This window comes from Xanthomonas prunicola, from assembly GCF_025266575.1.
Lineage (GTDB): Bacteria > Pseudomonadota > Gammaproteobacteria > Xanthomonadales > Xanthomonadaceae > Xanthomonas > Xanthomonas prunicola.
The window spans coordinates 1114961-1129119 of record NZ_CP096142.1 but is presented as its reverse complement, the minus strand read 5'-3'; the positions used below and the strand labels follow the sequence as shown (position 1 = coordinate 1129119).

Here is a 14159-nt window from a genome sequence, read left to right as displayed (position 1 = left end):
CACGATGGAAATCTGGAACTGGGTGGAGAAGCTGCAGGACGACCTGGGCGAAGCCGGGCAGCCGCAGAACGCGCAGCTGCTGACGCGCCTGACCGACCATATCTGCGATCTGCAGATCGAGCGTGCCGAAGCGCTGTTGCCCGAGGCGCGTGCGCTGGGCAAGACGCTGGCCAACCCCTGGCTGGAAGTGTTCGTCGGCCATTGGGAAATGCGCAACCGGGTCGGCAATCTGTGCGAAGGCGAGCGCGCGCTGGGCGATGCGGTGGCGCTGTTCGAGCGCGCGCACCGTACCGATGCGGTGGAGTGCCCGCAGTCGGTCTGCGTGACCCAAGATCTGGCCGCGTGCTACGCCAACATCGATGGCCCCGGCTGGGTGGAAGAACGCATTGATGTGTGCGATGAAACCCTTGGCCGCATCGATCCTAGCTGGTCGTGTTACCAATGCCTGAGCTGCGAAAAAGCCGATGCCTTGCTCGACGACGGGCGCGGTGACGCAGCGCTGCAGTATCTGGAGCAGCAATCGCAGACCATCCAGGCGCATGGAGGCGAACTCTACGACGGGGTGGCAGACATGCGCATCTCGATCCTGCTTGCGCTTGGGCGTGCACAGGAAGCGCTGGTGCTGGTGGAACAACGCGAGCGCGACGCCGCGCGCGAAGGCGCCGAGTGGGCCAATTGCAGTCAGCCGCGGCGCCTGCAGAAGGCGCGCGCGCTGGCCCTGTTGCAGCGCGACGATGAAGCCATGGAAGCGCTGCTGCCATGGCGCGAGGTTGCCCCGCGTTACCGCCTGCACTGGTTGCGTGCAGTGGCGGTGCTGGTACCGCGCGCCCCCGAGCGCAATAGCTGGGATCTGGGCAGCCGCTTGCAGGTAATGCTCGATCATTACGCGCAGGTCGGTGCGCATCGCATCCTGATCGAAGCCGCCGAGCTCGCGATCGATCTGGCGCTGCGGCGCGGTGCGGTGTGGACGGCACGCCGGCATCTGGCGCAGGCGCGTGCGCATGCGCCCAAGTTGCGGCAGGACCGTGGCGCCACGCTGGCGCTAGACGGCTGGGCTGCGCGCATCGCAGCCGCATCGGCGGGCGAGGAGGTGCCGGTCGCTGCCGCGCAGTTGCTGGAATGGTTGAACGCGCAGGGCGATGATGTCGTGCGCAATCCCGAGCGCGAAGCGCAATGGTTGCTGCAGGCGGTGGCCGAGCGTCCGGACGATGCCGAGTTGGTCGATACTGCAGCGTCCGCATTGAGTGCCTGCGCGGCAGACGAGCAGGCGATTGCGCTGCTGTGGGCCTTCGTCCAGCGGCATGCCGATCGCGAAACCAGCCCCACCTTCCGGCTGATGAATCTGTTGCTGGGCCGGGGCGATGACGCGGGCGTGCGCCGGCTGGCGCAGCTGTATCGCCCGCAGGTGCCGGTGGCGGCGCTGTGGTGCGAGGCCCAGCTTGCGCAGCGGCTGGCCGATTGGCCGGCGCTGGAACAGGCATGCACCGCGCTGTTGGAACTATCGCCCGGCTCGCACGGCGCGCGCGGCTTGTTGGCGCGCATGTACCTCACTACCGGGCGGTTTGCCGAAGCCGCCGCGGTCTATCGGCAACTCACCGAGCTGCAGGAAGATCCGCGTTCTGCGCATTGGGACCACATGACGGCGGCCAGCGCCGCGCAGGATTGGGACGCGGTGCGTGCGTCTGCGCAGGCCATCGGCATGGAGCTCAGCAGCACCAACGGCGTGGTCGAAGAGACCTGGGGTTGGGTCATCATCCGTTGCATGGATGATGGCGAAGTGGCCGAGTACTACGCGCGCCGCACCGGTCCGGCGACTGCACGCATCGCCGAAAACGCGCCTGCGCATCGGCGCCAGCATGTCGGCGACTGGGTGGTGTTCGACGCCGAACTACTGTATCCGCCGCCGGAAGATGAGGCCGAACGCGAACGTTTCGTGCCGACCTACGCGCAGGTGCATGTGCTGCAGGCGGGCGACTATGCCAACAGCTGGCTGGTGGACGGCGTGCATCCTGGCGACGAGGTGATCGAGGCGATGCGTGCCGACATGGAAATGCGCGGCTGGAAGATGTGGCTGCACAGTCGCGACGACTATCGCGTGGTCGACCCGGACCATCCGGATGCGTTCGACCCGGAGGATGCGACATCCGGGCTGCCGGGCGTGTTGTTCACCGTGGCGCTTCCGGAAAACGTCGCCCCGCAGGAACTGCATCGCGTCCTGCGATGCACGACCTCGCGCTGGTCGCATCCGATGTGCTGGCTGCGACTTGCCGAAGCCTGCGGCCAGGATCCGCAGCCGCATCTGGATGCGGTGGAGCGTTACGGGTTGTAGGGCGGCGATCAGAGCTGTCTGGCGGTGGCCGTTGATGCGATCGCCGCCGGGGTTGGGGATTGGCGATTGGGCATTCGGGATGTGTGGCGTGCGTTCTGGCCTCACGTTTGATGCGTAGCGACGCATTTGGTGTCGGGAATCCTGTCATCCATCATGGGTGTGCTGGCAGCGTTCATGTCGCCACACGGCGCCACCCCGGATGCAACACCGCGCTTTCCACAGCGTGCCTGCTGGATTGAGAGCATTGCGTTCGAGCACCGCGTGCGGCGAGCTCGCCTCGTCGTCACTGGCATAGCGCGATAGCGCGTCGGCCAGTGCGCGTACACCGGCGGTAGCCGCCGCAATGGGGTCGTTGCCGGCCCGACGACAACACGCCACCGGTGGCGCCACGCACTGCAGGCAATGCGAGGTAGGTCGGGCGGTTGTCCGCGGATCGTTGTCGTTTCGCCTGGTATCTCTAGCGGCACAGTGCATATCCGCAGGCGTGGACCGGCGCACGTTCGGCGCGGGCGCTGCAATGTCACACTGCGCTCGGCGGGGCCCGGATGACCGCTACAGGTTGTGTCGCTGGTTGCACAATCTGAATTGCTTTACTCTGCTACGCATCGGCGTGGGGGCGCCGCGTCAGTCAGGGCGCAGTCCAGCCCGCATGCCCAACCTCTTCATTCTTTTGGTGGGTGATCTCATGGTGGCATTGCAACAGCGCTCGATCGATGCGATTCGTGGCCAGGAAAGTGCGTTGTTGGCTGCATGGCTGGGTTCCAGCCTGGGCAACGATGCGCGTCTGTCGCGGCAGGAGTTCGAAGCGCAGGCCGGCGAATTCCTGCGCTTGCTGGTGACCTCGTTGAAAGACGACGGTAGCAGCCTGGACAGTGCCGAGTGGAGCGAAGTACGCCGCTTCCTGGAAAATCTCTCGCGTGACCGCGCCACGCGCGGCTTCGACTCGCAGGAAACCGCCAACTTCATCTTCTCGCTCAAGCGCGTGTTGTTCGCGCTGGTGCAGCGCGAATACGCCAGCACTCCGGAAGACCTCGGCCAGCAGCTATGGGCGCTGTCGGAATTGCTCGATCGCCTGGGCCTGTACACCGTCAAGGCGTTCCAGAAGACCCGCGAAGACATCATCGTGCGCCAGCAGGAAGAAATGCTGGAGCTGTCCACGCCGGTAGTGAAGCTGTGGGAGGGCGTGCTGGCGCTGCCGATGATCGGCACGCTGGATTCGCAGCGCACCCAGGTGGTGATGGAGTCGCTGCTGCAGCGCATCGTCGATACCGGCTCGGAAATCGCCATCATCGACATCACCGGCGTGCCCACCGTGGACACGCTGGTGGCGCAGCACCTGCTCAAGACCGTCACTGCGATCCGCCTGATGGGCGCTGATGCCATCATCAGCGGCGTGCGCCCGCAGATCGCGCAGACCATCGTGCACCTGGGCCTGGACCTGCAGGGCATCGTCACCAAGGCCAACCTGTCCGATGCGCTGGCGCTGGCGCTCAAGCGCATCGGCGTGACCGTGGGCAAGGCGGGCTGATATGGAGCGCATCCCGATCCTGCGGATGGGCGACCTGCTGCTGGTCACCATCCAGGTGGACATGCACGACCAGCTCGCGCTGCAGTTGCAGGAAGACCTGTCGGAAAAGATCAGCAGCACTTCCGCGCGTGGCGTGCTGATCGACATTTCCGCGCTGGACATCGTCGATTCCTTCATCGGCCGCATGATCAGCACCATCTCCGGGCTGGCCGCGATCATGGACGCCAAGACCGTGGTGGTGGGCATGCAGCCGGCCGTGGCGATCACGCTGGTCGAGCTGGGGCTGACCTTGCCCTCGGTACGCACTGCGCTCAATGTCGAACGCGGCATGCGGCTGTTGCAGCAACCCGACGAGGCTGCATGACGACGGGTTCGCAACCGGTGCGCACCGAACAGGATGTGGTGCTCGCGCGGCAGACCGTGCGCAAGCTGGTGGTGCAATGCGGCCTGCGGCTGGTTGACCAGACCAAGCTGGTCACCGCGGCCAGCGAGCTGGCGCGCAACACCGTGATCTACGGCGGCGGCGGCGACATGGATTGGGCGCTGGTGGAAAGCGGCATCCGTAAGGGTGTACAGCTGACCTTTCGCGACCAGGGGCCTGGCATTCCCGATCTGGACCTGGCGCTGACCGATGGCTGGACCTCCGGTGGTGGACTTGGCCTGGGCCTGTCCGGTAGCCGCCGGCTGGTGGACGACTTCGTCCTCGACACAACGCCGGGCCAAGGCACGCGAATCACCATCACCAAATGGAAGTGAATGTTACCGGCGCCGTAACCCGCACGTTTCGTGTCGAGGAAACGAGCCAGGTCGGGCAGGCGCGCCGCGAAGCAACCGCCTTGGCGCAGATACTTGCCTTCGATGACGCCGGCTGTGGCCGAGTGGCGTTGGTTGCCACCGAACTTGCTACCAACATGGTCAAACACGGGCGTGGTGGTTTGCTGCAGCTGTCTGCGGTGGCTGCACGCGACACCGGCATGGGCGTGGAGCTGTGTGCCATCGACGAGGGCCCGGGCTTTGCGCTTGCAGATGGCCTGCGCGATGGCTATTCCACCGCCGGCACGCCGGGCACCGGCTTGGGCGCGATCAAGCGCCAGGCGCAGGTGCTGGACGCGTATTCCGATGCCAAGGGCGCGATCGTGCTGGCACGCGTGTTCTCCCAGCCACGTGCGGAATTTGATCTGCCCTACGGCGCGCTACGCGTACCGCTGCACAACGAAATAGTGTGCGGCGATGGGTGGCACATGGCGATGGATGCGCAACGGGTGACCGTCAGCGTGATCGATGGGCTGGGCCACGGGCCAGGCGCGGCCGATGCCGCCGATGCCGGCACGCGCGTTGCCGCGCTGGCCAGTGGCGAGCCCGGCGAACGCATCGCGCGCCTGCACGCCGGCATGACTGGCACGCGCGGAGGCGCGGCAGCAGTCATGCAATTCGACGGCAGCAGCGGCCAGGTGCGCTTTGCCGGTGTAGGCAATATTGTCGCTTCGCTGTGCGACGGCGATGGCGTGCGCGGCATGCCTTCGCACCCAGGCATCGTCGGGGTGCAGTTTCGCAAGACGCACCCTTTCGACTTTCCGCATGCGGCTGGCAAGCTGCTGGTGATGCACAGCGATGGCCTGCAATCGCGCTGGAATCTGCGCGATCACCCCGGCCTGCTGTCGCGCCACCCACGCATTGTGGCGGCGCTGCTGTTACGCGATTACACGCGCGGCCGTGACGATTGCTGTGTGTTCGTCATGCGCTTAGGAGGCATGCAATGAAGTGGACCACTGATGTCCCGGCTATCGATGCAGCGGCCGAACTGGAAAGCTTGCGACAGCAGAATCAGGCCTTGCGCGAGGAACTGGAAGAAACCAATCAGGGTGTGCTGGCGCTGTATGCCGAGCTCGACCAGCAGGCCGAACAGCTGCGCGATGTCTCCGAACTCAAGAGCCGTTTCCTGTCGTACATGAGCCATGAGTTCCGTACCCCGCTGGGTTCGATCCTGAGCATCACCCGCTTGCTGGAAGATGGCATGGACGGGCCGCTCAACGCCGAGCAGCTCAAGCAGGTGCGCTTTGTCAGCGGTTCGGCGCGCGAGCTCACCGAGATGGTGGACGACCTGCTGGATCTGGCCAAGATTGAGGCCGGGCGCATCACCATTTCGCCGGGTTGGTTCGATCTGATGGACCTGTTCGCGGCCTTGCGCGGCATGTTCCGTCCGCTTACCGATTCCGGCAAGACCATGCTCGTCTTCGACGATCCACCGGTGTTGCCGATGCTCTACACCGACGACAAGAAGCTGGCGCAAATCCTGCGCAATTTCATTTCCAACGCACTCAAATTCACACCCCAGGGGCATGTGCGCGTGTTCGCGCAGCTGGAAGGCGAGGCCCATGTGCGCTTTGGGGTGCAAGACACCGGCATCGGTATTCCGGCCGAGCTTCACGGGGCCTTGTTCGAAGATTTTGTACAGGTGGATTCGCCGTTGCAAAAACGCCTGACCGGCACCGGTTTGGGGTTGTCGATCTGCAAGCGGTTCGCCGAGTTGCTGGGTGGCCGAGTGGGAGTCAATAGCGTGGTCGGGCAGGGCTCGGAATTTTACGTGGTGCTGCCGGTGACGCTGGCAGTGGAGGATGCACGTGGGCAGTAAGCAGCACATTCTGGTCGTCGACGACAATGCGGTGACGCGTTATTCAGTGCGGCGCGTGCTTGAGCATCACCAGTTCGTGGTCGAAGAGGCCGGCACCGGCACCGATGGGCTGGCCAAGCTGGCCGCGCAGACGTTTGCCGCGGTGGTACTGGACGTCAATCTGCCGGACATGAGCGGCTTCGATATCGTGCGCACGTTGCGCGCGGAACCGCGCACCGCGTTGCTGCCGGTGGTGCATGTCTCGGCTGCTTCGATTGCCACCGGCGACATGATCACCGGGCTGGAGGCCGGCGCCGACGCCTATCTGATCCATCCGGTCGACCCCAACGTGCTGGTGGCCACGTTGCGCACGCTGCTGCGCGCACGCAACGCCGAAGAGGCGTTGCGGGTCAGCGAGGCGCGCTTCCGTGAAATCTTCGAACACATCAGCGCGCCGATTGCGGTGGTGGATGCCAACCTGCACACGCACGAGGCCAATGCCGCGTTTCAGCGTTTGATCGGCAATGCCACGCCCGGCGCTGCGATCCACGCTGCCGGGCTGGATCAGGCCTCCACCGTGCATGCACTGACCACCGCGCTGGCGCAGCGCGAGCGCTGGAGCGGTGCGTTGACCCTGCTGCGCGATGGCAAGCTGTGCGAGACCGAATGGCGGGTGTCGCCGTACCGCGAGCCGGATTTGGGTTTGTTGATGGTGGAAGACGTCACCGAGCAACGCCTGCGCGAGCGTGAGCAACGCCAGGAGCTGGATACCGCCACCAGCGAGCTCGCGCATCAGATCGCGCAGCGCCAGCGCACCGAAATCCAGCTGCTGCAGGCGCAAAAGATGGAAGCGCTGGGCAAGCTCACCGGCGGCATCGCGCACGACTTCAACAACCTGTTGACCAGCATCATTTCCGGGTTGGACATGATCCAGCTGGCGGTGGAATCCAACCGCATCGAACGCGTGCCGCGGTTGGCCGAGATCGCCACCGGCTCGGCGCACCGCGCCGCCGCGCTGACCCAGCGCATGCTGGCGTTCGCACGCAAGCAATCGCTGGATGCGCAACCGTTCGACGTCAACATCCGCGTGCGTTCGCTGGAAGACATGCTGCAGCGCTCGATCGGCGAAAACATCGAGCTGGAACTGGAGCTTGCATCCACGCCGCTGGTGGCGATCGCCGATGCGAATCAGCTCGAAAACGTGGTGCTCAACCTGGTGATCAATGCGCGCGATGCATTGAAGGGGCAGGGCACCATTCGTATCCAGAGCGAGGCCTACACCGCACGCAACGATCCGGAACTGGACGACGGCGACTACGTTGCAGTGAATGTGATCGACAACGGTAGCGGTATTGAGCCGGCCATTCTTGATCAGGTGTTCGAGCCATTTTTCACCACAAAACCGATCGGCGAAGGCACTGGCCTGGGCTTGTCGATGACCTACGGCTTCGCACGTCAATCCGGCGGCACCGCGCGCATCACCAGTACCGTGGGCCGTGGCACCACGGTGGCGTTGCTGCTGCCGCGTGGGCTCTCGGCCAACGAGGTGCTGCCGGCACTGGCGCCGAGCGCGCCGCGCACGCGCAACGAACGCATCCTGCTGGTCGACGACACCGATGTGGTGCGCATGATGGTGAGCGAGGTGCTCAGCGATGCGGGCTACCAGGTGATCGAAGCCGAAGATGCCAATGGTGCGTTGGAACAATTGCGCACCGGCGTGCACATCGACCTGGTGGTTTCCGATGTCGGCCTGCCTGGCATGAACGGGCGCGACATGGCCGACGTGGCGCGCATGCTACGCCCGGGCCTGCCGATTCTGTTCATTACCGGCTACGCCGAAAACGCGGCCACGCGGCAGGAATTTCTGGCCGAAGGCATGGCCTTGTTGCCCAAGCCCTTCAGCCTCAACGATCTGCTCAACACGGTGGGACAGATGCTCGACAGCAGCGTGCTGGCGCGGGCGTAGGGCGTTAGATCGGCTAGTACAGCCGATGCGTAGCTGCGGAGCGCGCGCGGCTGGTACTTGGGACGGGAATGCGCCACGCGTGCAGTCCAGTTTCTGCACGCCGCTCAGCGCGCATACGCGTACGGCCCGAAGGTGGCGCCAAGAAAACCGCCGGCCGACTCGGTGCTGAGCACACGCGCATCGCCTTGTTCGAGCAGCGTCTGCCACTGCCCCTCACCCACTGCGTAATCCACGTGCACGCGCGCAGCATCCAGGGCGACGCGCAGCTTGACCGGCTGTGTGGCATCCGGCAATGGCGCGCGTGCCAGCTCCGTGCCGGTAGGTGGCTGCTGCGCTCCCGCGCGCCGATACAGCACCACCGAGGTGCCGCTATCGTCGCGCACCAGCATGGCGGCCAGGAAATTGCTCTCCTTGGCCACGATTGCCAGGCCGGCTTGTTCGCCAGGGGCCAGCGCGCTGCCGTCCACGCTGGCGACCAAGGTTGCGTGGTGATGTTGCAGGCGATGGCCTAGATAGGCCGGCTGACCACGGCCGATATCGCCCAGCGCAACCTTCGCCGGCGTCACCCGCAAGCCTTGCGCGCCCGGCAGATACCACGGCGTTGTCGGCGGGTGGAGGGTCATCCATCGCATCGGCACGCGCGCATCCTGGAAGCGCTCGCTCCATTGCATCGGCCCGGTGGTGGGCAGAGTCTGCGTGCCTGCCGGCAAGGCGGGGCGCGTGGCGATTGCGGGAACTGGAGTGCCATGCGGAAGCACCACCGGCCAGCCGTCGCGCCATTGCACCGGCAACAGGAAGGTCTCGCGGCCCAGGGTGTAGTGATTGCCCTGGTACGGGCGCGTTGCGAGAAATACCGCCCACCAGGTGCCGTCCTTGAGTTCGACGAACTGCGCATGGCCGGCCGAGGTAATCGGCGCACTGCGCGATGGGTCCAGATCGCGTTGGGTGAGGACCGGATTGCCGCTCCAGGTGTCGTACGGCCCGGTGATCTGGCGGCTGCGGTAGATCATCTGCGCGTGCTGCTCGCCGGTGCCGCCTTCGGCCGCGGTGAGGTAGTAATAGCCATCGCGGCGGAACAGATGCGGGCCTTCGATGTGTTCGGGATTGGTCGCCGGCTTGAAGCCGGAATCCACGATCACCTGCCGCGTGCCGACCAACTTCATGCGCGCCAGATCCAGCTGCTGCAGCCAGATGGCGCGATGCGCCTCGTAGCGCATCTTGCCGGCGGGCACGTCGTTGTTGACCAGCCAGGCGCTGCCGTCGTCATCGAAGAACAGCGAGGGGTCGATGCCTTTGACGTCCAGCCAGATCGGATCCGACCACGGCCCGGCCGGGTCCTTGGCGGTGATCAGGAAATTGCCGCCATCGCAGTAAAAACAGGTGTTGGCGATGTAGAAGGTACCTTCGTGGTAGCTGATACTGGCGGCGAACAGGCCGCGGGTCAGTTCGTCGTTGCCGTAGTGGATCTGGGTCGGTCGGTCGATGGCGTTGCCGATCTGATTCCAGTGCACCAAGTCGCTGCTCTTGAACACTGGCAGGCCGGGGAAGTAGCCAAAGCTGGAGTTCACCAGGTAAAAATCGTCGCCGACGCGCACCGCCGACGGGTCCGGATGGAAACCGGCCACGACCGGATTGCGGTATTGCGCGGCAGTCGGCACGGGGCCGCCATCGTCGCCTTGGTAATCGATCTGAGTGATCAGCGCCGTCCCGGCATGCGCCAGCTGACAGTTCAATGCGGCCAGCAGGCCGGCCATCCATCCGAGTCGTTTCACGAGATCCCCTGATGCCAGGCCCTGGCGCAACGCCAGCATGACACCACGCGCGGTGGCACGGCATGACGTTTTGCGATGCCAGCGCTGCGTGTTGGCATGTCTGCACGCTCGTGGCTGTGTGTGGGTCGGGGGGGCTGCCACTCCGCTGCAACATTGCTGACATATCGTGCGCGCTGCGCCGCGCGGCGCCGCGCTGCGCCGCCGGACGGCGTGCCATGCCGAACGGCCTCGACGCTGTGTCATCACCTCGCATCACTACTTAGGATCAACCCGCATGTCGTTGTACTCGCCTGTCTTTCCGTCGCCGGTATCCGCTATTGCACAGCTCGCCGCGCGCCGCCGCACCGCGTTGCAGCGCACGCCGCTGGCGCGTGCCTGCGCTGGCCTGTTGCTTGCGTCGCTGGCGGCAACCGCGTCTGCGCAGCAAGCGCCGACGACTCAGGGCCAAGGCAGCCCGACTGCGCTGGATACGGTCACCGTCACCGCCGAGCACCGCGAGCAGAACCTGCAGGAAGTGCCGGTCTCGGTAGGCGTGGTGCAGGGCGCGGCGATGCGCGAGTACACCGCCGGCGGCGACGACACGCTGCTGGCCCTGTCCGGGCGTGTGCCCGGCTTCTACGCCGAAACCACCACCGGGCGCATCTTCCCGCGCTTCTATATCCGTGGCCTGGGCAATATCGATTTCTATCTGGGTGCCTCGCAGCCGGTCTCCATCATCCAGGACGATGTGGTGCTGGAGCATGTGGTGCTCAAATCCAACCCGGTCTATGACGTGGATCAGGTTGAAGTGCTGCGTGGCCCGCAAGGCACGCTGTTCGGCCGCAACACCACCGCGGGCATCGTCAAGTTCGACACCGTCAAGCCCAGCGATACCTACACCGGGCGCGTCAATGCCAGCTACGGCAGCTACAACACCATCTCGCTGGATGGCGGCTTCGGCGGCCCCATCAACGATGTGCTGTCGTTCCGCGTCTCGGCCTTGTATCAGCATCGCGACGATTGGGTGGACAACACCTTCGCCGGCAGCAGCGCCGACGGCACACGCACGCCGCGCAAGGACGCGATGGGTGGCTACAACGACCGCAACGCACGTCTACAGGTGCTGCTCAAGCCTAACGATGCCTTCTCGCTGCTGGGCTCGGTGCACACGCGCGATTACGACGGCACTTCCACGTTGTTCCTGCGCAATGCAGTAACGCGCGGTAGCGACAAGGTCGATGTGCCGCGCGATCGCGTGGCCTACGACGAAGCGCATGACAACCCGCAGGCGTATCAAACCGATGGCGGCTCGCTCAAGGCGATCTACGACTTCGGCGGCGTGTCGCTGACCTCCATCACCGCCTACGAAACCACTTCCGGTTATAGCCGTGGCGATACCGACGGCGGCGCTGCAGCCAATTACCCGGTCAATGGCGTGCCGAACGGCTTTGGTCAGTCGATGGGACAGATTCGCGATCTGGACCAGTACACGCAGGAACTGCGCCTGGCAAGCGAAGGCGACGATGCGCTGCAATGGCAGGTGGGCGCGTTCTACTTCGATGGCCGTGACACCACCGATTTTTATCAGCGTGCGTATTTCCTGCAGACCGCTGCGCGCAATCCCAACAACTGGGTGCGCCTGCGCAACACCAATACCTCGTGGGCCGGCTTCGGACAGCTCAGCTACAAGGCCACCGACGCGCTGACGCTGACCGCCGGCATCCGCCAAACCAAGGACACCAAGGAAACCCGTCTGCTCAAGACAGCCGATACCGCCGCCGGTGTGGTGACGTATCGCGGCCGGCGCGACGTACGCATGTCCGATACCCAGCCCAGCTGGGACCTGAGTGCGATGTATGCAATCGACCCGCAGCTGAGCGTATATGCACGTGTGGCACGCGGCTTCCGTGGCCCCACCATCCAGGGCCGCAGCGCGGTGTTCAATTCGGACTTCACCACCGCCGATTCGGAAACCATCCTGTCGTGGGAAGCCGGCATCAAGAGCAGCCTGTTCGACAATCGTCTGCGTTTGAATGTCAGCGGCTTCACCTACACGGTCGATGACATCCAGCTCAACGGCAACGACTCGGACGGCAATGGCGTGCTGTTCAATGCCGACAAGGCCAAGGCGTACGGCATGGAAGCGGACCTGGACTGGCGCCCGATCTCCAACCTGTCGATCACCGCCGGCCTGAGCCTGTTGCATAGCGAAATCCACGACAAACGCGTCTACGCACAGGCCTGCGCGCTCAATGGCGTGGTGGTGTGCACGGTCAACGACCCGACCATCCGCGTGGGTGCCAACACCTTCGCGCAGATCGACGGCAACCCGCTGCCCAACGCGCCCAAGTACAACCTCAACCTGGCCGCGCGCTACGACATCCCGGTAGGCAACGACGGCGCGTTCTTCGTGTCCACCGACTGGAACAAGCAGGGCCAGACCAGCTTCGTGCTGTACGACTCCACCGAGTTTCGTTCCGACGGCAATTTCGAAGGCGGCCTCAAGTTGGGGTATACCGGCGGCTATGGTGCATGGGAAGTGGCCGCGTTCGCCCGCAACATCACCAACGAGAAAAACGTCAAGGGCGTGATCGAAAACTACATGGCCGCGGTCTACAACGAGCCGCGGGTCGTGGGCGTGTCGCTCAACGTCAACTGGCAGTAATGGATTGATGGCTTGACTGCGTTCACTGCTGCATCAGCGCCGCAGTGATGTTTTTTGTGTGGATACAGGCCAGCTGCGCGCATGCCCAGCTGGCCTTCTTGTTGCGTCACCGATTGCCCAATACCGAACGCACCCAGCTGACGATCTGCGCACTGCTCACCGCGCCGGAATGACGGCCGATCTCCTGCCCACTGTGGATGACCAGCAAGGTGGGAATGCTACGGATGCCAAAGCGCGTGCCCAGCGCCGGATGCAGGTCGGTATCCACCTTGGCCAGGCGTACCTGCGGTTCCAGTGCCGCGGCGGCGGCGGCAAATTGCGGCGCCATGCTCAGGCACGGCCCGCACCACGGCGCCCAGAAATCCACCACCAGCGGTAGTGCACTGCGCGCCGCATGCTTGTCGAAGTCCGCAGCCGACAGGGCCACCGGTGTCCCCAGAAACAGCGGCTTATGGCAGCTGCCGCAATTGGGCGCATCGCGCAGGCGCGTGTACGCGATGCGGTTCATCGCAGCGCAACTCGGGCAGGCGATCAGAAGCGGTGCGTCGGTCATGTCGGTCTCCAGGAGGCGGCGCTGCCCGGCGATCGCTGGCGGCGCGCAGGCTGCATGCCGCCAGTGTAGCTGCCATGCCAAAGACGCTGTACCGAGGGCCGGCGGCTGTACCGGCATGCGGATGCGTGGCGAGCTGCAGCGCTCAGGCCGATTGGCCAAGCGTCATGACAGGCACGAAGCCACCGTAGATCATGCGCTTACCGTCGAACGGCATCGGGTTGACGGACGGATCCATGCGCGGGTCTTCCATCATCTTGCGCATGCCTTCATCGCGGGTGGCCTTGTCCGGCCATTCGATCCAAGAAAACACGACGGTTTCCTCTTTGGTTGCATCGACTGCGCGATAGAAGTCAGTCCATTGCCCCTGCTGGACATCATCGCCCCAGCACTCCACCACGCGCAGGGCACCGTACTCCATGATGACTGCATCGCCCATGCGGGCATGCGCGATAAATGCGTCTTTGTTGGCCGTGGGGACGGCAAGCACAAAACCATCGATATACGACATAACCACCTCCGCAGACAGGGCGCACGGTGTGCACCTGAGGACAACCAAGGGATGTTGGTGCGACCAAGAACTGGAGAGCAGTGGGGCAGAAGCGTGCATCCAGCGCGCTGGCCGCACGAGCATACGGTGCATGCAGCGTGGCAGCACTGCTTGAGTTGGCTGTCACATGAGCTGCCAGAGGGCGACTGCCGGGTTCGCTGGAGCGGCGTCAGTCGATACGGCAGTCGATATGCTGTGCGTTGATCGAT

The 14159-nt window shown here is 64.7% G+C and carries 11 protein-coding genes; 8 read left to right on the top strand and 3 right to left on the bottom strand.

Features of this window, described 5'->3' with window-relative positions:
• Window positions 1–4: 4 nt before the first annotated feature.
• From M0D43_RS04760 to M0D43_RS04730, 7 genes are all read left to right on the top strand, one after another.
• A complete protein-coding gene (locus M0D43_RS04760; protein ID WP_252163745.1) occupies window positions 5–2329 on the top strand; it encodes a tetratricopeptide repeat protein in 2325 nt (774 codons plus the stop codon).
• A gap of 685 nt (window positions 2330–3014) precedes the next feature.
• Window positions 3015–3857, top strand: coding sequence for an STAS domain-containing protein (locus tag M0D43_RS04755; RefSeq protein WP_252163744.1), 843 nt, complete (start codon window positions 3015–3017; stop codon window positions 3855–3857).
• 1 nt (window position 3858) lies between these two features.
• On the top strand, window positions 3859–4221 hold the full coding sequence (locus M0D43_RS04750; RefSeq protein ID WP_101363440.1) for an STAS domain-containing protein: 363 nt from the start codon (window positions 3859–3861) through the stop codon (window positions 4219–4221).
• On the top strand, window positions 4218–4613 hold the full coding sequence (locus tag M0D43_RS04745) for an anti-sigma regulatory factor (protein ID WP_101363439.1): 396 nt from the start codon (window positions 4218–4220) through the stop codon (window positions 4611–4613). The genes M0D43_RS04750 and M0D43_RS04745 overlap by 4 nt, the downstream gene beginning before the upstream one ends.
• Window positions 4604–5617 (top strand): ATP-binding protein, encoded by a 1014-nt coding sequence (locus tag M0D43_RS04740; RefSeq protein ID WP_260807997.1) that lies wholly within the window; start codon window positions 4604–4606, stop codon window positions 5615–5617. Before M0D43_RS04745 ends, M0D43_RS04740 begins: the two co-directional genes overlap by 10 nt.
• On the top strand, window positions 5614–6489 hold the full coding sequence (locus tag M0D43_RS04735; protein ID WP_252163743.1) for a sensor histidine kinase: 876 nt from the start codon (window positions 5614–5616) through the stop codon (window positions 6487–6489). Before M0D43_RS04740 ends, M0D43_RS04735 begins: the two co-directional genes overlap by 4 nt.
• Window positions 6479–8434: a response regulator gene (locus M0D43_RS04730; RefSeq protein ID WP_260807996.1), complete on the top strand. Its 1956-nt coding sequence runs from the start codon at window positions 6479–6481 to the stop codon at window positions 8432–8434. Before M0D43_RS04735 ends, M0D43_RS04730 begins: the two co-directional genes overlap by 11 nt.
• A gap of 104 nt (window positions 8435–8538) precedes the next feature.
• Here the strand turns inward: M0D43_RS04730 and M0D43_RS04725 are convergent, their stop codons facing one another.
• Window positions 8539–10245 (bottom strand): glycoside hydrolase family 43 protein, encoded by a 1707-nt coding sequence (locus M0D43_RS04725; RefSeq protein ID WP_260807995.1) that lies wholly within the window; start codon window positions 10243–10245, stop codon window positions 8539–8541.
• 235 nt (window positions 10246–10480) lie between these two features.
• Between M0D43_RS04725 and M0D43_RS04720 the strand changes: the two genes are divergently transcribed.
• Window positions 10481–12850, top strand: coding sequence for a TonB-dependent receptor (locus M0D43_RS04720; protein ID WP_252163741.1), 2370 nt, complete (start codon window positions 10481–10483; stop codon window positions 12848–12850).
• 106 nt (window positions 12851–12956) lie between these two features.
• Here M0D43_RS04720 and trxC read toward each other — a convergent pair whose 3' ends face one another.
• Both trxC and M0D43_RS04710 read right to left on the bottom strand, forming a co-directional pair.
• Entirely contained in the window at window positions 12957–13403 is a 447-nt protein-coding gene (gene trxC / locus M0D43_RS04715) for a thioredoxin TrxC (RefSeq protein WP_260807994.1), read from the bottom strand.
• A gap of 142 nt (window positions 13404–13545) precedes the next feature.
• Window positions 13546–13911, bottom strand: a complete 366-nt coding sequence (locus M0D43_RS04710) for a DUF1428 domain-containing protein (RefSeq protein WP_101363434.1) — start codon at window positions 13909–13911, stop codon at window positions 13546–13548.
• Between the last annotated feature and the right edge of the window lie 248 nt (window positions 13912–14159).